This window comes from Chitinophaga sp. YIM B06452 (genome assembly GCF_039655965.1).
Classification (GTDB): Bacteria; Bacteroidota; Bacteroidia; order Chitinophagales; family Chitinophagaceae; genus Chitinophaga.
The window spans coordinates 711,670-737,133 of record NZ_JAWLKY010000003.1; the positions used below are offsets into that span (position 1 = coordinate 711,670).

Sequence of the window (25,464 nt, forward strand, 5' to 3'; positions counted from 1 at the left end):
GCGGCGAAATTATTTAGCTGGCAGCAGGTGCATGATGTATTTATCAATGCCGTCCGCAAAACCGTTCTTTTCAATTTTGATGGTTTGAAAACCCATCTTTGCATAGAAGCCTTCGGTATGCTGGGAGGTTTCGATCTTATGTACCGCGCCCGGCCAGGTTTCGCTGAGCAGCGCCAGGCGGTACAACGTGAATTGTTTGCCATATCCCTGTTTGTGATAACGGCCATGCACCATCCCCCAGGCGAGGCCGGCTTCGTTGTGTTCGCTGTCTAAGAAAATTCCCCCGCAGGCCACCGTTTCATCCTTATCTTTCATGACGAAATAAGGATTTTCATCTGTATGGTCATCCAGCCACTCCATGAAGCCTGGTTTTTCTTCCTCCGCGAAATAACGAGGCTGGTTGCTTTCGAAAATCTCCAGGCAGGCCTGGCGGTGGGCAGATGTGTACCGCGTGATGTTCATGGCCGCAATTTCGGGATTTGATGCGGGTTGAAATGAGGGCGTATGCCAACGGGGACTGGAAAATGATGAACAGGATTTGTCAGGCCAGAAAAGCAAATGCAGGACACGACACTGCCGTCGAAATCAAAAAAATGATCCTGGTACATCACAATAGGCGTCGCATTTTAGCAGGGCAATGTCCTGCATTTATTCAATTGCGTTCCTGTTTACCCATTACATTATAGAAGTTATAATCCGTCATCGGGGCATCCGTAAACCCGAGGTTCCGCCCGATCGTCGTGATCTGGCCCCTGTGATAGGTGCTGTGCGTAACCACATGCATGATGTATTCGAAATTCTGGAAATCAGATTGGAACCAGGGGCTCACAATGAGCGTGGTATTATGAATGTCGTCCCCGGACATAGCGCCCACGAAGTCAGCCAGCTCTTTGGATTGCGCCAGGATGCCGGAATAGGTGTCTTCCAGGCTGCCATTGCATTCACTGTAGCTTTGCGCCGTTTCTTCTTTCCGGAGGATAGACAGCCAGTATTGCTGCGCTTCCCAGATATGCCATAGTGTTTTCTGGATGCTGGGAAAGCTGGAAGGCACTTCGCGCTGCACCACCTCTTCGGGCTTGGTACGCAGCCAGTTCACCAGGCGGTCGTTGGCCCAGAGGTTGTAATTTGCATAATTCTGCATTAAAGAGGTCATCGGTGAAAGAGAGGTTACTTGTTGCATGTTGTCAGGTTTTAATAGTACAAAGAAAATATGGGGGTGTGACAGCCGTATGTCAGCAGCAAATTCGGCTCGCAAAAATATTTTAGGAAACTTACTCCAGCTTCAACTGTTTCCGCATGTCCATCATCACTTTATATTGTTCTTCCACGGGAACCGCTTTTTTGGCGCGTTGTCCTTCTTCGCGTTCGGGCCTTACCCAGAGGGCAGGGGTGAACAGGAAAGACTTATCTGCGCCGAGCTTCGGCACATCCTTTTCCCAGCCTTTCCATCGCTGGCCTTCATAAAAGCCGTCCACATCGCCGCTGAAGCAGAACAGGAGGAAGTCCGTGTAATTGATCTCCAGGTCTTCCCACTGCAGGTTATCCGGCGCCAGGTAAAATACATTGCCCTGGTTGAAACCGAACTTGCCGCCATTGATGGCGAAGAAGCCGCCGATGGCATCGTCTGCCACCAGCAGGAATAGCGGCCTTTCCCCGTTTTCCCGGAACGATTTACCCCTGTTCCAATCAGGGACGGAGCGGGTAAGTTTGGCACTACCGGAGCCGAGTATGCGTATCCAGCCACCGTCTACCAGGATGCCGCCGGTTTCGTAGATAACGGCGCCCATGGGCGAACGGGTGGTCACCTGCGTGTCGTACAGCGCCTTTTTTGCTTTGGCGGTATCCACTGGGAGCACCTGTACCTTATTGGTGGCGGAATCTATCCAGCCTTTCACTATGGGCCAGGCCGGCTCTTCTTTGTTGATGAGCGAATCCAGCGGGCGGACGTTGTATTGCGCGGAAACAGCCGTGGAAAAGGTAAGCAGTATGACGAAAAGCAGTTTTTGCATGCGGAACGGGTGAGCCGCTAAAGTAATCAAAAATCCAAAAGAAAAACCGGCTCCGCGTAGCTGCGAAGCCGGTTCCATCAATAAATATAAGGGGTGTCAGTTCTTCGGGGCATAGATCTTCACCACGCCATCGTCTTCGCTGCTCACGATCAGCAGGCTCTTTTTGTTGGGACTGTTCTTGGCGTCCACGAACAGCACGCCTTCAGGAGCGTCGCCGCATTCCAGGATCTTTATAAAAACGGGGGCGGCGGGATTGGTCACGTCGTAAAGGGCTACAGCGTCCACTCTTTCCAGGCCTACAAATGCGATGGTCTTATCGCCCACGACGCCGAGTGTAATGCCTTCAGGCTCGATGCTCTTGTCGTCGCTGCGGGCGTCGTCGTATTTACCGGCTTCTTTGGCTTTAACGTCCAGCTCGTTTTTGCTGTCGAACAGCAGGGCGCCGGTGTTGCCATTCCAAACGGAGAACGAGCGGGCGCCGAAGGAATAAAGGGATTCGTAAAGGCCGTCGCCGTTGAGGTCGCCAAGGGTCTTTGTGACGTTGAGGCGGCCCAGGGCTGCTTCTGCCTTCAGTGCGGCTGCGTTCGGGAATGCGGTGGGATCCAGCTGGAGGTCTTTGATGCGGACGTTTTCTTTATAAGCGTCCCACTCGCGTACGTCGCCTTCGTTTACGGTAAAGAGGTGGGGAATGCCGCCGCCGTTTTGCAGCACTGCAATGGCGTCTGGCTGGTACATGCCTTTCACCGGTGATTTGGAGAAGGTAATGGCGCCGTCTTTGTCGGAGAGGTCCACGGCATTGGCGTCTGTATTATAGTCCTTAAAGCCGAGGGGGAAAATATCGGTGGCGGTTTTGGTAGCCAGGTCGATCTTCGCGATGGCGTTGTTTTCCTGGAGCGTTACCCAGGCTGTTTTGGAATCCGGGGAAACGGTGATGTATTCCGGCTCTATGTCCTGCGCAAAGCTGGCGTTGGGGCCGAATATGCGGAAGCCCTTTTGACGGAGCGCGTCTTTCTGGCTTTCGAAGCTGCTGAAATCAATGTTCGTTACGCTGTAATTGTTGTCTACGCTGATGATGGAAACGGAACCTACAGGATCCACTGAATAGTCGGTAGCGGGTTCGCCTTCGTTGGCGGTGAGGATGAATTTTCCATCAGGCGAGAACGTTACCATATCCGGCAAAGCGCCGGTGGCAATTGTTTTGATAACGCTGAGGTTTTCGGTGTTGTATACCACCACGCGGCCGGGCTGCGTTTTGTCTGTAGCCTCGATGGCGGCGGCCAGTTTACCGCTGTGAACGGCGAGACTGTTCACGGCGCCGCTGTTGGTGAGTATGTCCAGGTTCAGATCCACGGGGTGGGCGGGATCGGCGAGGTTCAGTATCTTGATCATGTTGGTGCCGTCGTTCTTTACAACGAAAAGGCGTTTGGAGGCGGGGTCGTAGGCGCTGATCTCGGCTGCGCCTTTGTCGCCGATGTCTATTGTGCCGATTGCTTCGAAGGTGGAAGCATCTTCCTTGGTCTCGGTTTCAGGGTTTTTGGTGTCATCTTTTGAACAGGCGGCAAATGCAGTCATCGCTGCAAGCGGTAACATGAATTTTAATTTCATACGCGATCCATATAGGTTTTTAGATGGCGCAAGAGTAGAAAAGGCATGTGACCGTTATGTAAAGCGCAGGTTATTATTTTGTTATTTATCTTTATTGAAACGAATCAGACCATGCTTAAGAGGATCATTACCCTGGCCAACTTCATGATCATTACCATACTGGCGGCTCACAGCCAGGTACCTATCCAGGTGATGGAATCGGGTCATATCACGGTGAAAGCGAAGGTGGATGGGGTGGAAGGGAATTTTATACTGGACACCGGGGCGGGACTAACTGTATTCACCAAATCCTTCTTTGAGAAGATACCACATAAAGCCGCGGTAGACGGTGGTTTTACCGCTTTCCGCGCCACCGGCGAGCGGCTGGACATCGACCTGTACAAGGTCTATAATTTCCAGCTGGGCGCGCTGCAAAAATCTGAAGACGAAGTGAGTTTCCTGGACATCAATCTCGGCGGGCTGGATGGCATCCTTTCGCTGAAGCTCTTCGAGCAGCAGCCTTTCACGATAGACCTCGTTAAAAAAGAACTGGTGCTGGAAACGGAGCGCTCCCTATCCAACGCCCGCATGGCCGGCGAGCGCATTCCTCTCCAACTGGAACAATCCCGCGGCAAAGCGCTGGACATCTTCGCGTATTTCCGGGTAAATGATTCGCTTACGCTGCAGCTTTGTCTTGACAGCGGGGCGGGCAAAGACGTGTACCGTTTCAATTCAAAATACCTGCAACGGCTGGGCCTGAAAGCCCAGGATTCCACCGTTCGCAAAAGCGAGATCAATACAGCATTTGCCTCCAAAACATACCGCGCGCAGGTAACAAAACTGGCCGTGGCCAATGTGCCTTCGGTGCAGGTTACAAACTTCCGCGCGCAGTTCGTGGATGGGCTTATTTATGACGGCATCATGTGGATCAACTGGCTGGGCTCGCGCATTACCGTGGATATTCCGGGGAAGGAGCTGGTGGTGGTTAAGTAGGCTGGTTGTTTTACCCCGCCAGATGCAACGCATAACCCAGCGGGCTTTCGCTTCCCAGCACCATGGTCCTTTCTTCTTCACGGATCACCGATTCGAGCCTTACTTCCATATCCGCCGGCACAAAATATGCCACCAGCCACTGCACGATCTTGTCCAGGCGGCTGCCCGGCAGCAGCCGGAGGGCTTCCTGGGCTGACACAGGTCCTACGGTGATCAGTATTTCTTCATCTCCTTCCAGGAAAGAATCGCCGCAGATCATGTCTACGCCAAGCGTGCACTCGCCTGCGCGGTTGCCTGCCAGGTAAGCCTCCGCTTTGCGGGAACGGGCAGGCTGGACCTGGATCGCGGCGGGCATTTGCAGCAGGAGGGAAGTGATGTTTGCCAGCTTGCTGATATCGCCGCGGGTATTTTGCAGGTAAGGGATCATGTGCAGGAAAATATTGGCCTGCTGCTGGTCCAGCAGATCAAAGATCTCCCAGGCAGGCTGGAAGATGCGGATGAGGTCGTCGTAAATATTTTTTTTGTCGATCTTATTCTCTCTCAGCTCAATGAGAATGCGGAACAGGTTGATCTCGGCTTCCAGCGGGAGGAAAAATTTCCGCGCATCCTTTTCTTCCTGCTTATGCCGTTTGATCTGGTCGATGATCTCTTCGGTAGTGCGCGTGGAAGAGTACGGAACGGGCTTGTGGAAGAGCCCTTCAGGCAGCATGTCGTACAGTCCCTCGCGGCTGCTCCTGATGCAGAGCAGTTGCCTGTTGCCTGCTGCGGGTGTGAACCAGTCCACGCTCAGCACATCTTTCGCGAAGTTGCGGCGGCTGTTGCCGGAAGGCCAGATGAAGATGTCTTCCAGGCTGTAACCCGCTTCCACCAGCTCTGCAGCCAGTACGGAAGCTTTGTAGTCCGTTTCAAAATTATTGAGATTAAACACCGTTTTGTTCTCCATAACCTTACATTTGTATCCTGCATCCCGCAGGTGCTGCCGGTAAACTTACCGGAAAATTAACCCTTTACAGGAATATGTTTGCGTTTATTCCGTATTTTCCTGTTATAATTTGTTGACCATAGACTATGGATGTAAAATCGACCTTCGTCAGCTATATTTTGTTCCCGCTTATTGCTGTTATTATGGCTGCGGTAATGGTGGTGCTGAACAAGAAGAACCGTATCATGGGCAGCCGCCGGCTGGTGGTCACGCTGCTTTTAACCGGCCTGGTACTGGGCCTCCCCGGATTTTTAGGCGCCCTGGGCCTGCAATTTATGCCCTGGGGTTATATGCTCGCACAAGTGGCATACCTGTTGCTGGGTATTACTGCCGTTATCCTCCTCAGCCGGCACATGCCCGAGGCCCTTACCGAACGCAAAGGCATGCTGATCCTGCTCGGGCTGATCGTTGGCCTGCTGGGCGTTTACCTGTTCCAGCTGGTGTTCAGGTTCTTCAACGGGCTCAATTATGGCTGGCTGGCAGGCACTTCCGTGCTGGCGTTCTTCGTCCCGCCGGTGTTTTGGTGGACGTATATCGCGATGACGGGCATTCCTTCGGAGATCTATTCCGTATGGTATTATCCTGAAAAAGCGCCCCAACTGGACATGTATGATGTGGACCTGGATAAGCTGAAAGTGCTGGAAGTGGAATTGTTCAAAGGCGCGGCAGACCCGTCGCCGCTGAAAGTGAAAGTAAAAGCCCCGCCCGACATGAATTTCGGGGTGTGGTTCAAAAAATTCATAGACGATTATAACCTGAAGTTTCCCCGCAACGGCATCCATTACCGTTCGGAAGAAGGCGAAGCCTATGGGTGGATCTTTTACCTGAAGCCTTCCTTCTTTAAAAGGAAACAGTTTATAGACCCGGCGCTCACCATGGAGAAGAACCTGGTGAAAGAGAAACACACGATTTTTGCCAGGAGGGTCACCCGCCTGCAGCACGAAGCAGCCGGCGAAGACCGCGTGGTGATATTGTAGAGACACGCATTTACCGAAAAAAGTTCAAGATCGGATTGTTATGTTATATCCTGTAAAACACCATGCTGTAAATTGGGTGGACGGAATGAAAATTTCCCGCCGCCAGTTTGTTGATACCGGCAACCACGTTACGGATTCACTGCGCGACCAGGCTTCCGTTTTTCTCCGCAGTTATGATTTCGGGTTGCTGCCGCCCTACCGCGGCAGGCGCCTGTCCTGCGATTTCGAGATCACCGAGCGGATGGCCGGCCAGGTGGAAGTGCGCCTGCGGCATTGCAACGCCATTACATCCGGCGGGGTGCGGTTCCATTTTATGCCGGAGGAATATGACCATCAACTGGTGAAACAATTTACTTTTTCCGGGGAAGACGAAGCGGAAGGCGTAGCCGTGCAATACGCCATCGTACTGGCCATGAACCCGTACGAACACGTACCCGCCGGCGTGCCGGACCCGGAGGAAACGCCGCCCCGCCATCCGTATGCAGTGCATCAATATGAGCTGAACATGCTGCCGGCAGCGCAGGTGGAAGCGGCGGAAATGGGCCTGCATCACCTGGTGATCGGGCAGCTGACGCGGCAGAACGGCCGCACGGCGGTGAACGATCTCTACATCCCACCCTCCGCCGCCATCATCAGCCATCCCGGGCTTATCCAATATTATGAGCGCTTCAGCATACTGCTCAACGAAATACAGATCAGCAGCCTGCGCATCATCGAAAAAGTTTCCGCGCGCGACAGCCGGACGCCGCTGGCCGTCAACATTAAAATGCTGGCGGAGCGTTTGCTGGATTATATCGCGCAGGTGTTTTTTTCTTACCGCAACATGGTGCATCAGCAGCCGCCCATTGCGCTGGTAAACTGTTTCTCCAACCTCGCGCATATCTTCCACACTTCGCTGCACTATCCCGGGGCCAGGGAAAAAGAAGAGATGCTGAAATATTTCTACGAATGGAAAGACGTGACGCCCGGCAACTTCGAAGACCTGCTCATGCGTACGATCGATGTGGTGTACGATCATTACAATATCCGCCATTCGATGGAACAGGTGAACGGCTGCATGCAGGTGCTGGCGGCGCTTTGGAATAAACTGGCCAGCCTTGAGTTCATCGGCCAGCGGAAAGAGAATATCGTAGTGGCGGAACAGAAGCAGGTAGAGCAAACCCGTGTGCGCAGCTCCTGGACGTTGCTGGATTAACCGGAACGCGTCAGGGTAACGGCATGTATCTTGCATTGCGCGATACCGGAATCCCCGTACCGGCGGTGTGCAGGTTAATCAAGGAAAATACGGTAACTGGTATGTATGCCGCTGCGCGTGTTCAGCTTGTGCAAAAGCTGCCTGCCGGCAAGATCCCATTCCTCCTGCGTATACGGGTGGTTGGGCGCCTGCGTGATGTGGATGTCTGTCGTTTTTTTGAGGCCTTCTTTCGGGTGAACCGATACCATCACTCCCCGTTTTACCTGCACGAAAGCTACGCGCTGCCCCAGTTCGTGCTGGCAGAAATTGCGGATATCATCTTCGGTTACGATCCTGTCCCGCGTCATCAGCGCGTATTTGTAAGCCTGCAATAAATTACCCTGGTCCGCCGCCTTCCGCCCGCCCACAGGTCTGCTGGCCAGTTGCAGCGAATCGGCGCGTGTGCCCGCTCCTTCAAATTGTATCAGGGGTAAACCGCTTCTCAACTGGTGGGCCGCTTCGCTCTGGGTGGTCCAGTATTCCAGGTACATCACTTCCACCGCCTGCTGCGGCTTCACGATCACGTAACGGGTAGATTCGGTCATGTCTGTCAGGCTGTGCTTGGCCTTCTGCTCCACGAGGGCAATGTTCTGCCGCAGGTTGCGGAGCACGTCCGTCAGGAAATCGTAACCATAGGCGGAGAAGGCCGCGCTTTCATCGCGCAGCAGCTCGAACAGGTAATCGATCATCTCGCGCGCATTCCGGCTGTCGAACCGCTCGGCGCCGCCCAATCGCACAGAGTAAGAGTCTTCTTCCTGCGTGGCGCCGTCGTTGTACGAAACAGGATGGTATTGTTTGCCCCGGCTGTCTGCCAGCTGGTGAACGCTGAAAAAATATTCATTCGGCTCCGGCTTGATGGGAATGATGCTGCCCACACCCCTGAAGCGGTGCTTGATCTTATGCAGCCTGCGGTTCAATACAGGAAAGGTATTCAGCGACACGTCCATATTGTCCAGCAGCGGCTGCTGTAAGGCCGCAGGCACGGTGATGCGCAGCCAGGTGAGCGGGTCCTGCAGCTTGCCGAGATCGTTGGTGTTGAACACCTGTTCAAATGCGGCAGGATATTTCAGCGGTTCGTGCTCCTGGAAATTGATATGAATCGTGAGGAAATGATCTTTGTAATATTCCAGCACATCGCGGATGATCACGGGCATGGTGTCGAACGCAATGGTTTTGTTCAGCAGCCCGCGGGCGTTAAGCAATTCCTCCCCGTTATGCGGGAAGCCCGCATCCTGGCTCAACGCAGCCCCGTTAACGGAACATTCGCTGAGCGCCAGTAATTTATAATATTCATGATCGAAGGAAAAATGGGGCCAGTTGAAATACAGCGGGAATGCTTCTTCACCCGAGATCCCGCCATTAGCGCGGATGCCCAGCCAGATGGTGCGGGCGGGGAGAAAGCCGGAACCGGCGGCCTGCAATATTTTCCCCTTTTTGAGGTCGTATTGGTACAACCGGTTGCCCGTCGCCACGTATTGCACCTGCGCATCGTGTATGCGTGCGGGCACGGCAGGGGTGAAATACACGTCCTGCGAGCTGCTAGCACCCTGCTTGCGCGGGCCATATACGAAGTGGGTATGATCAGGCAAAGTTTCCGAAGCATCCAGCGGGGTGGCCTGCATGAGCGCATGTGCGGGCAGGGGAGCAGTAAGCAGGTCTGGCGTGAGCAGGGATGCCAGCTTGCCCAGCAGCCGCTGCTCGGTATTGCGGAGGTCGTTGGCGAGATTGTACAGCTCTGCGCTGAGCGCTTCAATAAGGAGGCGCACCATCGGGTCCAGCTCGGCGGCCGAGCGGATGCCCCAGAACTCCGCCGCGCTTTGCAGCATGCGCGCCCGGATATCTTCCCTGGATGTATAATGTAATGGGAACTGCATGGTTTATTCTGATGAGAGCGGGCTCAAAAAGAGTGCCGTGGTGAATACGTAATTTTCTCCCGTATCTGCCAGTTTTCCGGTCACCGTCACCTCCGCCTTTTTCTTGATCTCGGTAATGCGCCGCAGCGGGAACACCTTCTCCACGTCTTCCACTTTCAGGAACGCATCCACGCCGGTGAGCCGCTTTTCCTGTTCGCGCACGCTGCGTTTGATGCTCTGCGCCATCTTCTCTTCCCACATGGATTCATTTACGATCAATTCAAAATCAAGCTCCCATATCTCGCAACCGAAACCCGGATCGAAGCGGTGCTCGCCGAAGCGGGAAAAAATGATCAGTTCAATATGCTGGCTGATAGAAACGCCGGTATCGCAGGTTTCGAGGGGCTGGTGGGCATACAGCCGGCGGAGGTCGAAAGGTTTTTTGTAGAATATGGCACTCATGCGGTTAACGGGTTACTTCATTCAAATCTAAATAAATTCGCGATAAATTCATTTTCCAGCATAATATTTGTTTGTATCTTCGGACACACGGGAAATCATTGCATATTAGTTAACCTTAATATGAAAAGCCCGGTACGCGCAAAGAAAGACCAAGCGGAACAGACCATATAAAAGAGAAGAGCCAAGCGCCATTAGTGTATAACCCGGTTACCCAAACATTGGCCGTATCCGAAAGCCTGAAACCATGATTTATGAAACCTGTCAATCAGCATGAACTGAATAAGGGATATTTCAACTTCATCATTCATTTTGTAGTACTGATCCTGTTTGTAGTGGGTTGTGCGGCTTGTTTTTTCATCACCGCCCGCCAGGAGCTGAAGCTGCTTTCCGCGCAGGCCCGCCTGTACGACCAGCAGGCTTACCAGCGCGAAGAGCTTACCGGCCGCTTCGACCAGGTGCTGCACAAGCTCCGCGCGCTCAGCCAGTATGTAAATTCCGACGCCCGCGAACTGAGCAACCAGGCGCTGCTGATCAACGGCGTGCAGGTGGAGAACAACCGCGTGCGCGGCCTGCTGGAAGCCAACCGCGAAGAGCCCGCGCCCGGTTATGAATTGTACGGCAAAATGACCCGGCAGGTAGTGGCCCTCGCCAGCCTGAAAGATTCGCTGTCGCAAACCCGCTTCAGCACCGAAAGCCTGCGGCAGCAGCTGGATGCATGCGGCCTTGCCACGAAAAGTGCTATCAAAAAGCTGAACCGTTATTGATTTTGATTTTCATTCATTACCTCATTAAGCATCGTCTGAAATGGCGCATCTGAGCATCAAAGAAAGACAGGAACAATTCATCTTCCTGCTCATCCTTACCATCCTGACCACCGGGCTGCTGGCCTGGCTCCTGTTCGGAACAGGCGCCCACAGCGGCGGAGCCATGAAAGAAAAGCTGTCGCAGCGCATACAGGAAGAAGAACAATTTGCGCAGGCCGTAGCCGAAGTGCAGCCGGCCGTGGATTCCACCTACAAAAGGATCATGGAATTCGATCCCACGGTCACCGCGCTGTTCCTCGAATCAGATATCCTCAACTCCATCGCGGGCATCAAAGCGGCTTACCAGCGGAAGGCGCACGACCTCAAGTACAAAACCTTCCATCAGGAAGCGCAGCTGCTGGAGATCCTTTTCTACGACAAAAAAGAGCTGAGAGGCAATTACCGGAATATCCGGAAGCTGGAGCAGGACCTTGAGCAGTGCAAGCTTTCCCAGCGCGGCCTGCAGGAAGCGTTCATCAACCGAAACCGCCAACAACCCAACTGATACCACTCAATGGAAGGAACTACGAAGCATAAGGCCGTACAAACGGACAACCGGAACCGGATCTATCTCTACATCATCCTCGCTGTGCTGCTGCTGGCGGTCGTTTTCCTGCTCATCAAGCTGCTGATGGGCAACCGGGAGATCAACGCCCACCTGCTGCGCAACGAGATCTTCCTCAACGAAAACCTCGTGTATACAGATAATACGCCCGGCTCATCGGAATGGAAATGGGAATTTGGCGATGGCAGCAAATCGAAGGAACAAAGCGGCTACTACCGCTTCCGGGAATCAGGCACTTACCTGGTGCGCCTCACGGTAGACGGGAAGCTGCAGCAGCAGTTTGCCGTAGTGGTGAAAGATACCGTGCCGATGGCGCTGACAGACAGCATCCGCATTTCAGGGCCCACCGCCGGCGTAACCGGCATGCAGCTGCGGCTGGAAGCAGAAGGCGAAGCCAATATCTTCGAATGGTCTTTCGGGGAAACAGGCCGCGTGGATGCGAAAGGCCGCAACGCTTATTACACCTACCGTTCGCCCGGAAGATACACGGTGTCGCTGCAGACGGATAAAAGTCCCGTTCCCGTTTACACCGTGCTCACCATCACCGAGCCGCTGACAGACATTGGCCTGGTGGACCCGAATGCAGGCGGGCAGGCACTGATGGACGATTTTAAAACAAGGCTCCAGGCCATTGCCAACGGGGCCAATTTCAATACGCATTATTATTATCTCGTCCGCAAATACCTGTGCAACGGCGAAAAGACCACCGCGCAGGCGCAGGACGAAACAGGAAAAAAGAACACGGATTTTTATTCCTACTGCATCGGCCTCACGTTCAGCAAAAACGTGGTGATAGATGAAGTAAGCCTCACCCTTTCGCCTTCCAAATGCGTGAGCCTGGTGCAGGTGAAACAACATCGCCGCCAATGATATTTACGATTGTATATAAATGCCAGTAAAGCAATGAGAGGGATCCTTTTTGTATTAACCGTTATATGCTGCCTTCAGTCGCAGGCACAGTTCTACGCCGGCAAGCGGATCACGCGCATGCCGGGGAATTTCCGCAACCCTACGCCCGAAACCAAAGACCCGTCAGGCAAAGCGGCGCCCACGGCCTGGATCGTTTTTTCCGACCGGGAAGATAATTACACTACTACCTCACCCGGCGGTTCACTGGTGTTCAAAAAGCTCGCTTTTATGCAGCCCTTTTTCGTAAGCGATGAAAAAGAGGGGTACCTGCGCCTGGTGAAATACGATCCTTCCGTACTGAAAGGCACCAAGCTGAAAGATAAACGCAAAGCCGTGAGCTACGGCTGGATCCCGCGGCACAAAGTGCTGATGTGGCAGAAAGCGCTGACGGACGAACGCACCGGCTTCCCCATCAAAGCCGTTACCATCATCAGCAGCGGCGACCCCATTGCCCGCCCGAAGTTCTACTTCGCGCACGATTCCGTGATCGTATTCAACTCGCCCGAATTGCAGGCGAAAGCCACAGAAAAACTGAAACTGCACGACCTCGTATATATCTATAAATTTTCGGAAGACCGGCGCAAGGCCCTGGTAGGGCATGCCAGCCAGCTGACGGCAGACAGTGCGGCCGCTTCCGTGGCCGGCTGGGTATCTGCCGACGTAGTGCACCTCTGGGGCAGCAGGTTGTACGTGGGCAACGAACGGGTGTCTACCTACGACGAAGACTCCACCGCAGCGCGGTATTTCAGCAGCAGGCTCACGCCCGCCAAACCCAGCGGCGGCAATTTTGAATACGACCCGTTGCTGCCGCCCGGCAACCCCGTTTTCCGTTCCATTCCCGTTATGCAGCACAAGGGGCTGGGCGTTATGGCGCATGCTTTTCCTTCCTCCGTTGCCGGTAATGTGTTCGACAAATCCAGCAACACGGTGATCAATATCAAAGGCACGCGCATCGATTACAACAATTATCTCCGCCTGCGCCGCTTCGGCAACCGCGTGAACGTGATGTTTGTAGTGGACGGCGGCAGCAGCATGAAAAATTATCTTCCAGGCATCACCAATACCATCCAGAACTTTGCAGACATCTTCGGCAAAAAATCATACGCCGGTTACGAATACCGTTTCGGCGCAGTGGTATACCGCGGCAGCGAAGGCTGCTACCAAAGCAAAGGGATGAACACCTTTGAGCCCACGGGCAATTACAGCAGGATCGTGGATTTCATCAACCAGCAGGCCGCGCTCACGCAGCAGTGCAACGGTACCGTGACGAACCAGCCTTATTATGAAGGATTGCAGCAGGCCATCAACGTGCTGAAAAAATACCAGATGCAAACGAACCTCATCATCGTGGCGGGCAGCACAGGCAACCTGAAAGGCGTGAGCACGGAAGATCAGCTGGTGCGCGGGCTTACCGAAACAGACGCGCGCATGCTCATTTTCCAGGTATACAACAAGTTCGATCCCTCGTTCAACAACTTCGTGCTGGAATCGCGGCAGCTGCTTGAAAGGGCTGCCCAGCAACAGGCGGAGAATAAAAAGCTGCGGATGGTGAAAGGTGAAGGCCTGGCCGTTACCCAGCAGTTCAACACCTCTTACACAGATTCGGTATCGTATTATCTCAACTATCCCGAGGGCAGCCTCATTCCCGGCGCTATCGTGTTTCCCGCCAGGGGCGAAGTGAAAACGAACCGTGAAATGATGATCGCGCTGGACCGCTTCCTCGGGGAAGTATATACAGATAACCGGCAGATCATCACCTCGCTGGACAGTGTGTTCATGACCTCCGGCCGTCTCCGTGAAAAGATACCCGACCCCGTGATGAACAGCATCAATCAACCCGGCCTCACACTGCCGCGGGATTTCGGCGAACAGCTGCCGCATAATGCTTTCAAATATTATTTTGACGTGAACGCTAAGGAAGGGATCGTGGCGAAAAACGCGCCCGTGCAGTTCGCTATCCTGCTGAGCCATGATGAAATGCTGCAGCTGACGGACCTGCTTTCGCGGCTGAGCGGCGATAACCTGGAGCAGGACAGCAAGGCTTTCCGCAAGATGCTGTACCGCACTTACGTTGCTTATGGCAGCAGTCAATGGAAAGGAAGCACCACCAAATCGCTGGTAAAAAATATGAAGCTGCCCGCATACATAGAAAAAGCAACCGGCATGCCGGTAGACGCAGGCGCATTGGGCGGTTTCTCCGTGAAGAGCATTAAGAACGGCATGAGCAGCGAAGAGTTTGAACAGCTGGTGACCTACCTGCGCAAGTGCAACCAGGTGCTGAAAGTGCAGCTGCAAACCGGCGATTATTTTATTTCCAATGGCAGGCCTTACTTCTATGTAGTGCAGCAGGATTGGAAATATGGCAGCAAAGAACCCGTGTCTGTGGCAGCCGCAAAAGAAAACGAATGACCATGAACTTTCTGAACCTCAGCGAATCCGTGAAACATGCCGTGCACGTGGCTCAGGGCCTGGCGCGGGAACGGAAGCACGCCAGTTACGGCCCGCCGCATCTGCTGGCAGGGCTGCTGCACCGTGAAACCGGCCTGCGGCCTTTCCTGCAGGCTATCAACAAAGATGCGGGTTACCTGCAGGAGTGGGCGGAAGTGCGGATGGACGAATATCCGAACGCGCAAACGCTTTCATCCGACGTAAAAGGCACGCCGGAAGTGTCCGTTGTGCTGGAAGAAGCCGATGACGTAAGGCTCCGCATGGGGCTGGACCTGATCACACCTATCTGCGTGCTGGCCGCTATCAGTAAGCCCAATACGGGTTTCCCGGCAGAACAGATGAAATCGTACCCGCTGAAGGAACGCGAGCTCATCAGTCATTACCTGGACGATGCCGCACCGGCGGTGAACGGAACAACAGTAGCGGAACCCGAAGCAGCGCCCACCGGGGCGCTGGCCAAATATTGCATAGACAGGACCGCTGAAGCACGCCGCGGCCACCGGGACCCGATCATTGGCCGCGATGCGGAACTGCGTATGGTGATGGAAATATTATGCCGCCGCACCAAGCCCAACGTGATCATCACCGGTGATGCAGGCGTGGGGAAAACCGCGCTGGTGGATGGTCTTGCGCAGCAGATCGTGAACGGTCATGTGCCTGAAGCGCTGAGAGAAGCTGTCGTGATGGAACTGGATACCGGCAGCCTGATCGCCGGGGCGGCTTACAAAGGGGAAATAGAAGACCGGTTGAAAAGCATCATTGCGGAGATCAAGCGCTCCGGCAAAGTGATCCTTTTCATCGACGAGATACACAGCCTGCTGGACCCGAAAGGTTCCATCGGCAGCGGGGCGGGCAACCTGCTCAAGCCGGAACTGGCGCGGGGGGAGATCACCGTGATCGGCGCCACCACTATCGAAGAATTCAGGAAATTGATAGAGCCTGAAAAAGCGTTCAGCCGCCGCTTCGAGATCGTGCAGGTAGCAGAGCCGGACGATGCCACTGCCACGCGCATGCTGGAATGCCAGCTGCCGTTGTACGAGCAGCATCACCAGCTGAAAGCAGATGAAGGCACTGTGCAGGAATGCGTGCGCCTGGCGCGCAGGTATATGAAAGACCGCCGCCTGCCCGATGCAGCGTTTGACCTGCTGGACAGAACGATGGCCGCCATCAAGATGATGAACGAAACCTCCGTGCAGGAACTGGAACAGCTACGGCTGTTGTTGCAGGAAGAGCCCGATGCCGCCAAAGTATACACGGATATACGCCGGCGGCTCAGTCCCGTGCTGCTGGGCCGCCATGATGCGGCGCCGCCGGATGGGGAGCCCGGTAAGGATTATCTCGCCGGCATGCTGGATGCCTTGAGCGGTTTTGCCGCCACACGAACGGAAAGCGCCGGCCCGCAGGACGTTGCGGCTGTGGTGGCATTCAAGACGGGCATACCTATCGGCAAGATACAGGCAGGAGAGAAGGAGAAGCTAATGAACATGGAAACGCACCTGAAGCAGCGGGTAGTGGGGCAGGACCATGCGCTGAAAGCATTGTCTGCCGCCATTCTTGAATCGCGGAGCGGTTTGGGAAAGAAAGGGCAGCCCATTGGTTCGTTCTTCTTGCTGGGGCCTACCGGCACCGGGAAAACGGAGCTGGCGAAGTCTATCGCCGAATTTTTATTCAACGACGAAAAGGCCATGATCCGGTTCGACATGAGCGAGTTCAAGGAAGAGCATTCGGCCGCGTTGCTGTATGGCGCTCCGCCGGGATATGTGGGGTATGAAGAAGGCGGCCTGCTTGTGAACAAGATCCGCCAGCAGCCTTATGCTGTACTGTTGTTTGATGAAATTGAAAAAGCCCATCCTTCCGTGTTCGATATTTTTCTCCAGATCATGGACGAAGGCATTATCCATGACCGTTTGGGGAAGGAGGGAGATTTCAGCAACGCGCTTATCCTGTTCACTTCAAACATTGGCAGCGAGTGGGTCACCGAACAGTTTAACAACAATAACATTCCCACTGGTGTGCAATTGATGGAATTGATGACGCGTCATTTCAGGCCTGAATTCCTGGCGCGGTTATCGGAGATCGTTCCGTTCAGCCCGATCACCGAAGAAAACGTGGTGAAAATATTTCATATACAGCTGAAGAGTTTACTGGAGGCATTGGCGCGCCAGCACATTTCGCTGGAGATCACCGAAGAGGCCGGAAAAGCCCTGGCACTAAGCGGTTTCACGCCCCGTTACGGCGCGCGGCAGATATCCGGCGTGATCCGGAATAAGCTGAGAAGACCTATCTCGCGCCATATTATCGCAGGCGAACTGGGCGCGGGGAAGAAAATAAAAGTGGGGCTGAGGGAAGGAAGTGAGGAACTGGAATGGACGATAGCGTCATCGTAAAAAATTAATGTCGTTTTGAAAATGTTTTGAAACAAAAAACTTATTTTTATATAGACCCGTAAATTTTGTTAATCTATTATCTCAAAAAAGTTCAGATATGTTCAATTATGAAATCGGCGGAAACGAACGTAAAGTGGATGCATCGGAAGCATTCGTAGACATATCGCCCAACAAGACCTTATTTATTCAGCAGTTAACCGACAACGAACCCGTGAAGCCTGAAATAGTGGAAGGACTCAAAACGGAAGACGAAGTGTTCAGGCACTTCAAACCCAGTGTGGGCGTAAGTTTTGAGAACAATGACGGTTCAGTGAAAGATGAGACCTTACGGTTTGAGCACCTCGGTGATTTTTCCGTGAAGAGCCTGGTACAGCAAAGCGATACGCTCCGCAACCTCAAAGTGGAAAGCGATATGTACCTGAACATCATACGCCAGCTGAAGACCAATAAAACGCTGAAAGCGACGCTCGAGAACCCGGAGACCCGCCAGGCCTTCGCGGCAGCGCTGGAAAACCTTGCTAAAGAACTACAGCAGCATACCTGATACACGACGATTGTTTTGACCTTTTAGAAAAGGACCATATACTATAATTAATACCCGCTGTTCCGCTGCTGGACAGCTAAAACCGTACTTCATGTCAGCATCTAACGAAAGAATGCAGGAAACCAGGCAGGACCAGCCGGCCCTGCAACATGCCGTTCCAACGGAAACCACCGCATTATCGCTCGACGAAAGTTTGCAGAAGCTGGTCAAGGCAGGAGGGTTCGACTTCCTGGAAGCCATCCTTGACGGTTTGCAGAACCTCAACCCCGAACGCAAGGCCCGGAAAAAAATATTCCTGACAGACCAGGACAAGGCCACGGAAAGAAAAGAGCTGCTCAAAAAAATTGAAATATGGCAGGAGCTGCTGCAAAAGCAGGGGGCTCTCAGCGAGCTGAAAGATGAATGCCAGCAAAAGGCGGATGAGTCAGACAGCCTGCTGAAAAAGAACATCGGCCTGGCTTTGGACGCTACGCGCAACCTGGAGCAGGCTTACCGTACCGTGCATCTTTTTTATAAGAATACGGAAAGCGATAAGCTGGTGAATGTGGCCATCCTGAATGCGTCCATAGACCAGCTGGCTGACCTGGACAACCCGCGCTTCATTGAACATGTGGCGGCGGAGCTGAAACAGAATTACGACCGGCTGGACCTGCGGGACAACTATTCCCTGCTGGTGATCCCCGGCTACCTGGGTTCCAATAAGGTGCTGGAGCGCTGGGCGAAGATCGCGCATGCCAACAAGACCATGCTGGTAACGGATTTCGTGAACCTGGACCAGCCTGATGATGTGATAGATCTTTTCACCGCGGCTAATCTTACCGGCGGCGACGCCTTCCGTTCCAACGTGATCATGACCTGCAACTGGCTGGTAGGACGCGGCAAGGTTGACGAAGCGGGAGAGGAAGACGACCTGCATGTGCCCGGCTCTGCGGCGCTGGCGGGTAAAATGTATTACACGCTGATGAGCCAGGTAACGGCGGGGAAAAAACATGGCGGGATGAACGAGGCAGACGGGGTGCGGTTCGACCTGAAGAAGAGCGAGATATCCCAGCTGGAAAGGCTGGGCCTGGTGCCGATGGTGAATGAATACGGTAAGGTGATGGCCTTCTCGGCGAAGACCTTGTTCAACGGGGATAACATCGGGCTGCAGACCTATTCCGTGGTGCGCGTGTTCGATTACATCACGAAGGTGTTGTTCGACTTCCTGAACCGCCGTGCATTTGAGAACTGGAACACGAAAACCGAGAGCGACCTGCGCCAGCAGATCGTGCGTTTCCTGGATAGCATCCAGGGGCCTGACAGGCTGATAGAGCGGTTCAAGATCATGCGTTTTGAGCGGGATGAGGTGCAGAAAGACCGCATCCACCTGGATATACATATCACTCCTTATTTTCCGGCGAAAAGCTTTGTGGTGAAGCTGGACGGGCATAAAGGGGAGGACGAGCATACCACCTGGAATACGGAGTATGCGGCCCAGGCCTAGGCCTTTGATATGAATGGCTGAATGTTATATTTGCAAGATATAACATGAAGCAACTGTTAATTTTACACGGCGATGCAGACAAGGCGGGCATCAACCATGAATTTGCCAAAGCGTACCGGCAGGGCGCCGAAGAGGCGGGGGCGATGGTGAAGGAGTTGTTTATTATGGACCTTAAGTTCAACAGCAATAAACAATTCTCTAACCAGATCACGCCACTGGAGCCGGACTTGCAGGCTGCGCTGGAAAAGATACGCTGGGCTACGCACCTGGTGCTTTTCTGTACGGTGAACCATGATTCGATACCGGCAAAGCTGTCCGGTTTCTTTGACCGGCTTTTTGTGCCGCCTCAGGGTATGAGCGGCGGGAATCCTTCAGGTCCGGGATGGTACCCGGGCAAATCGGCACGGATTGTGTCTGTACTCGATGAAGAAAGCTGGCGGGAGTGGCAGGTGAACAAACAACCTACCTATCATTCCATCAAACGCAATGTGATGGAGCGTTGCAGGGTGATGCCGGTGCGTACATGCACGATCGGGTATGTACATTCACCGGAGAATGATTATGCAAAAAAATGGATAGGAAAGATGCATGCGTTCGGTCAAAAATTCATGTAAAATTTAACGCCTTTAAAATTCTTGCTGTGATATTTTAGCTTACTTTTAGCCAACAGATAAATTGTTTGAAACTCGGAAGAACCTCTAGAATTGTAGCTCAACATCTGCCAAAGGAAACCACGGAGATCATACGGAAACCATCAATCGTAACCATATTCATTTTTTTCGTTGACCTATAAATTTTAATTAACATGGCATTCAATGCAAGATTAAACATGGCAGGTAAGCAGTACGATGTACTGAGCTGCAGCTACACCCTCAACAGGGATGTTGACCACAAAGGCCGCCCTTCCTCAGGCGTTTACGGCGGCACTATCGACGTTGAAGTGGAATCCACTGAAGACACGTCTATCATCGAAGCGATGGTAAACAGCCAGTTCAAGCCATTCTCCGGCACTGTGCTTATTAAAAAGACAGAAGAAGACGCCAAGATGAAGGAAGTGGCATTTGAAGGGGCTTACATCGTCAAATACACGGAAGGCATCAACGTGATCGGGGCTGACCCGATGAAGCTAAAATTCACGATCTCCGCCCGCAAAATGAAGCTGGGCAATGCAGAGCACGTGAACGACTGGCCGGACGCCAAAGCCTAGTCCTCCCATCTGAATTTTCCCGTTACCTTATGTATCTCCGCCGCGTTCACATCATTGCATGTGATGCCTGGCTGTGCATAAAGGCCGGTGAAACCAATCTTTTTCGCAGCATTTAAATTTTGAAACACTATGGCATTTAAAGCAACGCTGCAACTGGGCAGCAAGGAATATGATGTACTGCAATGCAGTTTTTCGCTCAACCGCGATGTGGACGCCAAAGGCCGTCCTTCATCCGGCGTTTACGGGGGAACCATTCACGTGGAAGTGGAATCAACAGAAGATACATCCGTGATCGAGTCGATGGTGAACAGCCAGTTCAAGCCTTTCTCCGGTAAAGTGATCATCAAAAAGACCGAGGAAGACGCCAAGATGAAAGAGCTGTTCTTCAGCAACGGGTACATCATCCAGTACAACGAAGGCATCAACGTAGTGGGCAACCACCCGATGACGCTCAGTTTCGTGATCTCTGCGCAAAGCCTGAAGCTGGGCAATGCGGAGCATGTGAACGACTGGCCGAAGTAAATCACTATCTGTAATACACAAAGCAGGTGTGTTGCTCCATGCGGGCAGCACACCTCACTATATTCCAGCATCAGGAGGAAATGAAGAAGAAAAAACATATTTCAGCCACTGTTCAACCCAAGGCCAGGCCGAAGACAAAAACGAAATCCCGGGCCGCGAAGGCCGCGGTGCCTTCCACTCCCTCGGACCTCGAATACCTCAACCTGTTCGATACCTGTGTGATCGCGACGGAAAAAGTAGCGCAGGTAGATAAGGTGATCGATGAAAAGGTGCTGGCCAACCGTTCACGTTATGAGCAGATATCGCGCCTGGTGCAGGGGCCGGCGGTCAGTCCCGGTTTAACCGGTGCGGCGTTCAGCAGCATTACGCCGGCTTTCCAGCCGCTCCGTTACGCCCGGAGCCTGATGCAGCCGGGAGACATACAGATGCCGGATTTTTCCCCTAAGCCGTTCCGGTTGCCGGACCTGCTCAGCAACAAGCCGGCACCCGGGAGCAGGGCCAATCCTTTCGACCTGGGCTTTAACGACGGGATACCGGATTTCTTTTCGATGAACTCCGGCCGTATCCCCTGGTATTTTATCGCCTGTGTGCATTACCTGGAGTGCAGCTTCAGCTTTAATAAACATCTGCATAACGGCGACCCGCTCACCGGGTATACAGTGCAGGTGCCTTCAGGAAGGCCGAAAGTAGGGCATCCGCCGCCGTTCACTTTCGAAGAGAGCGCCGTGGATGCGTTGCGGTTCATGAATTTCGATAAAGTGCGGAACTGGATATTGCCTTTCCTGCTTCGAAAACTGGAAGCATATAACGGTTTCGGTTATTTTAAATATAAAAAGATTAACTCGCCTTATCTCTGGAGCTTTTCCGGCCACTATACGAAAGGGAAGTATGTGAAGGACGGGAAGTTTGACGCAGAGGCGGTTTCCCAGCAAATGGGCGCTGCCGTGATCCTGAAACGGATGGAGGAAAGAGGGCTGATCTATATTTCAAGGTTTTAGTATGAGATCATACCGGTTATATATCACTTTTTTATGTTGCTGCCTGGTCACTGCCACGCAGGCCTGCCATAACTCCCGCAGCCCGCAGGGCGCCGCTGCCGCTTCCGTGAAAGCAGATACAGCCGCTGCAACAGGCATATCCGCTGCGCCGTCCACCTCGGCTGCACCGGCTCCCGCGCCATCAGCCGGCACAGCAGTCCCCGCATCCGCAGCAGCGCAAACATCAGCAACCGGCCGGCAGCTGGCGGCTGCGGCCCTGGCGGTAAAACAATCATCGTCTGACCCCGAGGAACAAAAGTTCCGCCGTTTCTTCGCCGTTTTCCAGAAAGCCGTACAGCAGGATAACCCCGGCCAGCTGGCAACATTGCTGTACTTCCCGCTGCAAACGGCGCAGCAATGGAGCAATGAAGACCTTAAGAACATGGATGTGGACAAGGAATCCGGCAAAGTGAGCCGCAGGGAATTCAACAGCTACCACAAAAACATTTTTACCCCGGATGTGATCCGCCTGCTGCCGGGGGCAAAGGAGGAAGCATTGTCTGAGATAGACGCACAGAGCCCGGAAGATTATTACAAAGCGCTGCGGCAGTGTACGGACAAAGCTTCGAAAATGTATGAAGTATATATGCAGTTCCCGGAAAAGAACGGGACCGCGGAGAGTTATTTCGCCTTCGTATTTGGCCGTGTAAACGGCGAGTACAAAGTAATTGGCTATTACGCCAAATGGCCCGCGAAAGGCTGATATTTTACAATCAAGCTAATAAGTTAACCGATGGAAGGAAAACTGAATGTACAGATCAACATAGAGGATACACCTATCCTTCATTTCTCATCCTTCACGCTGGAGCAGCGTTTCAACGCACATCATTACTTCGAGCTGCGCTTCAACCACGATGAAATGGGCGCGCCCGGCATCATATCGCTGGAGAAATCACGCAGCTTCATGGGCAAGAGCATTACCGTGCAATTCGGTAAAATGGCCGGGCAGGAGCAGCTCTTCACCGGTAAAGTGACGCGCGTGGAACTGTCTCAGAGTCATGGCTACCATGGCACCTTGATCGTGAGTGGGTATAGCCCCAGCATACTGATAGACCGCGGGCCGGACCTTGGTTCCTATCTTAATAAGGATCTTACGGCCGTGATCCGCAAGGCCACGGAAGATGCGCCGGAAAACGACCTCAACATCCAGCTCAACCCGGCCCGCAAGGAACCGGTGGATTACCTCATTCAATACCGGGAAAGCGACTATGAATTCCTCAACCGCCTGTCTGCCGAATACCATGAATGGTTTTATTACGACGGCGTAAAGCTGCATTTCGGTAAGCCTGACGAACAGGAGGAAGTAAAGCTGGTATACGGCCGCGACCTGCATAGCCTGCAATACGCCATGCAGGTGGCTCCCCTCAAGAGCCGCAAGTTCGCCTACAATCCCAAAGAAGACCAGCTCTTTAAAGCCGAAGCCAAAGCTGCCCCGGGTGGCCAGCCAGACCTGGCGCATGCGGTGAACGCTTCGAACGAGCTGTACAGCAAAATATATTCACAACCGCTGCAGGTGCGCATCGATTCGAAAAAGGAGATCGACTCCTACGTGCAGAACGAGGAAAAAGCCAATATGGCAGACCTGTTGCAGGTAACGGCCAGCGGCGATAACCCCCAGGTGGGGCTTGGGAAAATAGTGGACGTGAGCATGAGCGTGAAAGAATCACTTAGCTTCAGCCTTCAGCAGCTGGGCCGTTTCCTGGTAACGGGCATTTATCACCACCTGGATGGCGTAGGGCATTATTACCACACCTTCGAAGCCATCCTGGCCGATTCGGAACGGATACCCGTGAAGGAATACGATAAGCCGCTGGCGGATATGCAGCTGGCAATCGTGGAGGATAATGAAGACCCGAAAGGGCAGGGGCGCGTGAAAGTGAAATTCAAATGGGAATGCAACTGCAACGATGTGAGCGAATGGCTGCGCGTCGTATCGCCGAATGCCGGCAGTTCCGATAAAGTGAACAAGAACAGGGGCTTCACCTTCGTGCCCGAAAAAGGCGACCAGGTGGTGGTGGCTTTCGAGGAGGGGAATATTGCGCGGCCGCTCGTGCTGGGCAGCGTATATCACGGCAACAGTGGCGGCGGCGGCGGAGCATCCAATGCGGTGAAAAGCCTGAGCACCCGCAGCGGAGCTACCGTGATGCTGGACGACAGCAAGGGCAGCGTGGTGGTGAAAGACCCCAGCGGCAATGTGCTCACCATGCATGGCGACGGTTCCATTACGCTCAATGCACCGCAGAAGTTTACGATCAATACGAAAGACTTTATCGTCAATTCCAGCAACAGCATCGCCATCAACGCCCAGCCGGGCGAGCAGGGCGGCGGCGAAGGAACGGTGGCCATCAGCGCGAAAAAGAGCATTTCAGGCACGGCGGATACGGAAAGCATTTCCCTGACCGCCACTGCCAAGAACGTAGAGATCAATTCCGCAGCAGGCACCACCAAGCTGGATTCGAAAGAGATCACCTTTACGGCGGCGGACAAGTTCACCGCAAACGGTGGCGCCATGGCCAATATCATCGCGAACGAAGTGGAGATCAATCAATGTTAAATGCCATGCAGTTCAACGCAGACAGGCCTTCGCCCGGTTCGTATGTGTACTATCACATTACCAGCGCCAACAGGACGGCGATCGGTTCGCATGTGATGCAGTTTGTGCAGCACAAGCTGGTAAAGCTGCAGGCGCTGGAAAGGAACGGCGAAGAAATGTTGCTGGAATACACTCTGCTGTCGCAGCAGATGCAGGGTACCATACAGATCCACGAATGGGCGGCAGACATGGACGAGTTGCAATCGCCGCTGGTGCTGGCACTGGATAACAACGGCCAGCTGAAGGACATACGCAACTTTGCCGCGTTGTACCAGAAATGGGTAGATTTTTTCGCGGCGAGGATGCAAAAAAAATATAAGCACCTCAAAGAGGCTGCGGATAACATGATCGCGGAGACTGCCAGGCTGCTGAAAGATAAACAGCGGTTTATGCAGGCATTTGAAGGATACAGCGCATGGCGTTTCTTTTTCCGGGATAATTATGCAGAGAAGAAACCGCTGGAACGCAAGCCTTTTGTGCTCAAACAATACTTCGGGAAGGTAGACCTGCCCCTGCTGATGGAATCGCGGTGGGAGGAAGAATATGAACTGCACCATCACCGCTACAGCCTGGTGAATAATGCAGCGCTGGACGCTGCGCAGTTCGACAGGAAGGCGTTCGCCCGTATGCTGAAGGACCTTACCGGGGTCTTTAATATCAGGGCAGAGCTGGAAGTGGCCATGGAAGAGCAGTTTCATTACAACGGCGCACACTGGCTGACGCAGGCGGAAATGTTCCTGGAAACGAAAGTATCCGACTGGTACAGTATCACGGGCGCGCATACATTGGCACAGGTATCGGAGGCGGAAGCGCGGCATCCGGAAAAATTATTCCAGGCGGAGGCTGAAGCCTGACCTGGTCAAAAATTTTCA

General features: G+C 53.4%; 24 protein-coding genes. 17 read left to right on the forward strand and 7 right to left on the reverse strand.

Annotated elements, in window-relative coordinates; all coding sequences use genetic code 11:
• Window positions 1-9: 9 nt before the first annotated feature.
• The 4 genes from R3I13_RS19695 to R3I13_RS19710 form a co-directional block, all read right to left on the reverse strand.
• Entirely contained in the window at window positions 10-462 is a 453-nt protein-coding gene (locus R3I13_RS19695) for a GNAT family N-acetyltransferase (RefSeq protein WP_346319680.1), read from the reverse strand.
• 190 nt (window positions 463-652) lie between these two features.
• Window positions 653-1,180, reverse strand: a complete 528-nt coding sequence (locus tag R3I13_RS19700; protein WP_346319681.1) for a DinB family protein — start codon at window positions 1,178-1,180, stop codon at window positions 653-655.
• A gap of 91 nt (window positions 1,181-1,271) precedes the next feature.
• A complete protein-coding gene (locus R3I13_RS19705) occupies window positions 1,272-2,009 on the reverse strand; it encodes a DUF2625 domain-containing protein (RefSeq protein WP_346319682.1) in 738 nt (245 codons plus the stop codon).
• Window positions 2,010-2,105: 96 nt separating this feature from the next.
• Entirely contained in the window at window positions 2,106-3,599 is a 1,494-nt protein-coding gene (locus R3I13_RS19710) for a choice-of-anchor I family protein (protein WP_346319683.1), read from the reverse strand.
• A gap of 126 nt (window positions 3,600-3,725) precedes the next feature.
• On the opposite strand from R3I13_RS19710, the gene R3I13_RS19715 reads away from it, so the two are divergent.
• Window positions 3,726-4,586, forward strand: a complete 861-nt coding sequence (locus R3I13_RS19715) for an aspartyl protease family protein (protein ID WP_346319684.1) — start codon at window positions 3,726-3,728, stop codon at window positions 4,584-4,586.
• 10 nt (window positions 4,587-4,596) lie between these two features.
• On the opposite strand, the gene R3I13_RS19720 is transcribed toward R3I13_RS19715, so the two are convergent.
• A complete protein-coding gene (locus R3I13_RS19720; protein ID WP_346319685.1) occupies window positions 4,597-5,529 on the reverse strand; it encodes a type VI secretion system baseplate subunit TssG in 933 nt (310 codons plus the stop codon).
• A 125-nt stretch (window positions 5,530-5,654) separates the two neighbouring features.
• Between R3I13_RS19720 and R3I13_RS19725 the strand changes: the two genes are divergently transcribed.
• Together R3I13_RS19725 and R3I13_RS19730 are read left to right on the forward strand one after the other, a co-directional pair.
• Window positions 5,655-6,545: a TssN family type VI secretion system protein gene (locus R3I13_RS19725; RefSeq protein WP_346319686.1), complete on the forward strand. Its 891-nt coding sequence runs from the start codon at window positions 5,655-5,657 to the stop codon at window positions 6,543-6,545.
• 85 nt (window positions 6,546-6,630) lie between these two features.
• Complete coding sequence (locus R3I13_RS19730) at window positions 6,631-7,740, forward strand: hypothetical protein (RefSeq protein ID WP_346319687.1); 1,110 nt, start codon at window positions 6,631-6,633, stop codon at window positions 7,738-7,740.
• Between the two features lie 74 nt (window positions 7,741-7,814).
• On the opposite strand, the gene R3I13_RS19735 is transcribed toward R3I13_RS19730, so the two are convergent.
• Window positions 7,815-9,653, reverse strand: coding sequence for a type VI secretion system baseplate subunit TssF (locus R3I13_RS19735; protein ID WP_346319688.1), 1,839 nt, complete (start codon window positions 9,651-9,653; stop codon window positions 7,815-7,817).
• 3 nt (window positions 9,654-9,656) lie between these two features.
• Window positions 9,657-10,094, reverse strand: a complete 438-nt coding sequence (locus R3I13_RS19740; protein ID WP_346319689.1) for a GPW/gp25 family protein — start codon at window positions 10,092-10,094, stop codon at window positions 9,657-9,659.
• Window positions 10,095-10,345: 251 nt separating this feature from the next.
• Between R3I13_RS19740 and R3I13_RS19745 the strand changes: the two genes are divergently transcribed.
• From R3I13_RS19745 to R3I13_RS19810, 14 genes are all read left to right on the forward strand, one after another.
• Window positions 10,346-10,858, forward strand: coding sequence for a hypothetical protein (locus R3I13_RS19745; RefSeq protein ID WP_346319690.1), 513 nt, complete (start codon window positions 10,346-10,348; stop codon window positions 10,856-10,858).
• 40 nt (window positions 10,859-10,898) lie between these two features.
• Entirely contained in the window at window positions 10,899-11,402 is a 504-nt protein-coding gene (gene tssO, locus R3I13_RS19750; RefSeq protein WP_346319691.1) for a type VI secretion system TssO, read from the forward strand.
• A gap of 9 nt (window positions 11,403-11,411) precedes the next feature.
• Entirely contained in the window at window positions 11,412-12,332 is a 921-nt protein-coding gene (locus tag R3I13_RS19755; RefSeq protein ID WP_346319692.1) for a PKD domain-containing protein, read from the forward strand.
• A gap of 33 nt (window positions 12,333-12,365) precedes the next feature.
• Window positions 12,366-14,780 carry a type VI secretion system protein TssR domain-containing protein gene (gene tssR / locus R3I13_RS19760; protein WP_346319693.1) on the forward strand — a complete coding sequence of 805 codons (2,415 nt, stop codon included), beginning with the start codon at window positions 12,366-12,368 and terminating at the stop codon, window positions 14,778-14,780.
• Window positions 14,777-17,206 carry an ATP-dependent Clp protease ATP-binding subunit gene (locus R3I13_RS19765; RefSeq protein WP_346319694.1) on the forward strand — a complete coding sequence of 810 codons (2,430 nt, stop codon included), beginning with the start codon at window positions 14,777-14,779 and terminating at the stop codon, window positions 17,204-17,206. The genes tssR and R3I13_RS19765 overlap by 4 nt, the downstream gene beginning before the upstream one ends.
• Before the next feature lie 97 nt (window positions 17,207-17,303).
• The gene (locus R3I13_RS19770) at window positions 17,304-17,750 is read left to right on the forward strand and encodes a hypothetical protein (protein WP_346319695.1); all 447 of its coding nucleotides are present in this window, start codon (window positions 17,304-17,306) and stop codon (window positions 17,748-17,750) included.
• A 91-nt stretch (window positions 17,751-17,841) separates the two neighbouring features.
• The gene (locus R3I13_RS19775; protein ID WP_346319696.1) at window positions 17,842-19,233 is read left to right on the forward strand and encodes a DUF5458 family protein; all 1,392 of its coding nucleotides are present in this window, start codon (window positions 17,842-17,844) and stop codon (window positions 19,231-19,233) included.
• Between the two features lie 44 nt (window positions 19,234-19,277).
• On the forward strand, window positions 19,278-19,847 hold the full coding sequence (locus R3I13_RS19780) for an NAD(P)H-dependent oxidoreductase (RefSeq protein ID WP_346319697.1): 570 nt from the start codon (window positions 19,278-19,280) through the stop codon (window positions 19,845-19,847).
• A 191-nt stretch (window positions 19,848-20,038) separates the two neighbouring features.
• Window positions 20,039-20,440, forward strand: a complete 402-nt coding sequence (tssD, locus tag R3I13_RS19785) for a type VI secretion system tube protein TssD (RefSeq protein WP_346319698.1) — start codon at window positions 20,039-20,041, stop codon at window positions 20,438-20,440.
• 129 nt (window positions 20,441-20,569) lie between these two features.
• On the forward strand, window positions 20,570-20,962 hold the full coding sequence (tssD, locus tag R3I13_RS19790) for a type VI secretion system tube protein TssD (protein WP_346319699.1): 393 nt from the start codon (window positions 20,570-20,572) through the stop codon (window positions 20,960-20,962).
• Between the two features lie 80 nt (window positions 20,963-21,042).
• The gene (locus tag R3I13_RS19795) at window positions 21,043-21,960 is read left to right on the forward strand and encodes a hypothetical protein (RefSeq protein WP_346319700.1); all 918 of its coding nucleotides are present in this window, start codon (window positions 21,043-21,045) and stop codon (window positions 21,958-21,960) included.
• A gap of 1 nt (window position 21,961) precedes the next feature.
• Complete coding sequence (locus tag R3I13_RS19800) at window positions 21,962-22,702, forward strand: hypothetical protein (protein ID WP_346319701.1); 741 nt, start codon at window positions 21,962-21,964, stop codon at window positions 22,700-22,702.
• 30 nt (window positions 22,703-22,732) lie between these two features.
• Entirely contained in the window at window positions 22,733-24,553 is a 1,821-nt protein-coding gene (locus R3I13_RS19805; RefSeq protein WP_346319702.1) for a phage baseplate assembly protein V, read from the forward strand.
• A gap of 5 nt (window positions 24,554-24,558) precedes the next feature.
• Window positions 24,559-25,446: a hypothetical protein gene (locus R3I13_RS19810; RefSeq protein ID WP_346319703.1), complete on the forward strand. Its 888-nt coding sequence runs from the start codon at window positions 24,559-24,561 to the stop codon at window positions 25,444-25,446.
• The last annotated feature ends 18 nt before the right edge of the window (window positions 25,447-25,464 follow it).

Coding starts and splice junctions, on each gene's coding strand:
- R3I13_RS19700 (WP_346319681.1), bottom strand. CDS start 1,180: ATGCAACAAGTAACCTCTCTTTCACCGATGACCTCTTTAATGCAGAAT.
- R3I13_RS19810 (WP_346319703.1), top strand. CDS start 24,559: ATGCAGTTCAACGCAGACAGGCCTTCGCCCGGTTCGTATGTGTACTAT.
- R3I13_RS19720 (WP_346319685.1), bottom strand. CDS start 5,529: ATGGAGAACAAAACGGTGTTTAATCTCAATAATTTTGAAACGGACTAC.
- R3I13_RS19725 (WP_346319686.1), top strand. CDS start 5,655: ATGGATGTAAAATCGACCTTCGTCAGCTATATTTTGTTCCCGCTTATT.
- R3I13_RS19780 (WP_346319697.1), top strand. CDS start 19,278: ATGAAGCAACTGTTAATTTTACACGGCGATGCAGACAAGGCGGGCATC.
- R3I13_RS19765 (WP_346319694.1), top strand. CDS start 14,777: ATGACCATGAACTTTCTGAACCTCAGCGAATCCGTGAAACATGCCGTG.
- tssR (WP_346319693.1), top strand. CDS start 12,366: ATGAGAGGGATCCTTTTTGTATTAACCGTTATATGCTGCCTTCAGTCG.
- R3I13_RS19795 (WP_346319700.1), top strand. CDS start 21,043: ATGAAGAAGAAAAAACATATTTCAGCCACTGTTCAACCCAAGGCCAGG.
- tssO (WP_346319691.1), top strand. CDS start 10,899: ATGGCGCATCTGAGCATCAAAGAAAGACAGGAACAATTCATCTTCCTG.
- R3I13_RS19745 (WP_346319690.1), top strand. CDS start 10,346: ATGAAACCTGTCAATCAGCATGAACTGAATAAGGGATATTTCAACTTC.
- R3I13_RS19755 (WP_346319692.1), top strand. CDS start 11,412: ATGGAAGGAACTACGAAGCATAAGGCCGTACAAACGGACAACCGGAAC.
- R3I13_RS19735 (WP_346319688.1), bottom strand. CDS start 9,653: ATGCAGTTCCCATTACATTATACATCCAGGGAAGATATCCGGGCGCGC.
- R3I13_RS19775 (WP_346319696.1), top strand. CDS start 17,842: ATGTCAGCATCTAACGAAAGAATGCAGGAAACCAGGCAGGACCAGCCG.
- R3I13_RS19695 (WP_346319680.1), bottom strand. CDS start 462: ATGAACATCACGCGGTACACATCTGCCCACCGCCAGGCCTGCCTGGAG.
- R3I13_RS19740 (WP_346319689.1), bottom strand. CDS start 10,094: ATGAGTGCCATATTCTACAAAAAACCTTTCGACCTCCGCCGGCTGTAT.
- R3I13_RS19805 (WP_346319702.1), top strand. CDS start 22,733: ATGGAAGGAAAACTGAATGTACAGATCAACATAGAGGATACACCTATC.
- R3I13_RS19770 (WP_346319695.1), top strand. CDS start 17,304: ATGTTCAATTATGAAATCGGCGGAAACGAACGTAAAGTGGATGCATCG.
- R3I13_RS19705 (WP_346319682.1), bottom strand. CDS start 2,009: ATGCAAAAACTGCTTTTCGTCATACTGCTTACCTTTTCCACGGCTGTT.
- tssD (WP_346319699.1), top strand. CDS start 20,570: ATGGCATTTAAAGCAACGCTGCAACTGGGCAGCAAGGAATATGATGTA.
- R3I13_RS19730 (WP_346319687.1), top strand. CDS start 6,631: ATGAAAATTTCCCGCCGCCAGTTTGTTGATACCGGCAACCACGTTACG.
- R3I13_RS19800 (WP_346319701.1), top strand. CDS start 21,962: ATGAGATCATACCGGTTATATATCACTTTTTTATGTTGCTGCCTGGTC.
- tssD (WP_346319698.1), top strand. CDS start 20,039: ATGGCATTCAATGCAAGATTAAACATGGCAGGTAAGCAGTACGATGTA.
- R3I13_RS19715 (WP_346319684.1), top strand. CDS start 3,726: ATGCTTAAGAGGATCATTACCCTGGCCAACTTCATGATCATTACCATA.
- R3I13_RS19710 (WP_346319683.1), bottom strand. CDS start 3,599: ATGTTACCGCTTGCAGCGATGACTGCATTTGCCGCCTGTTCAAAAGAT.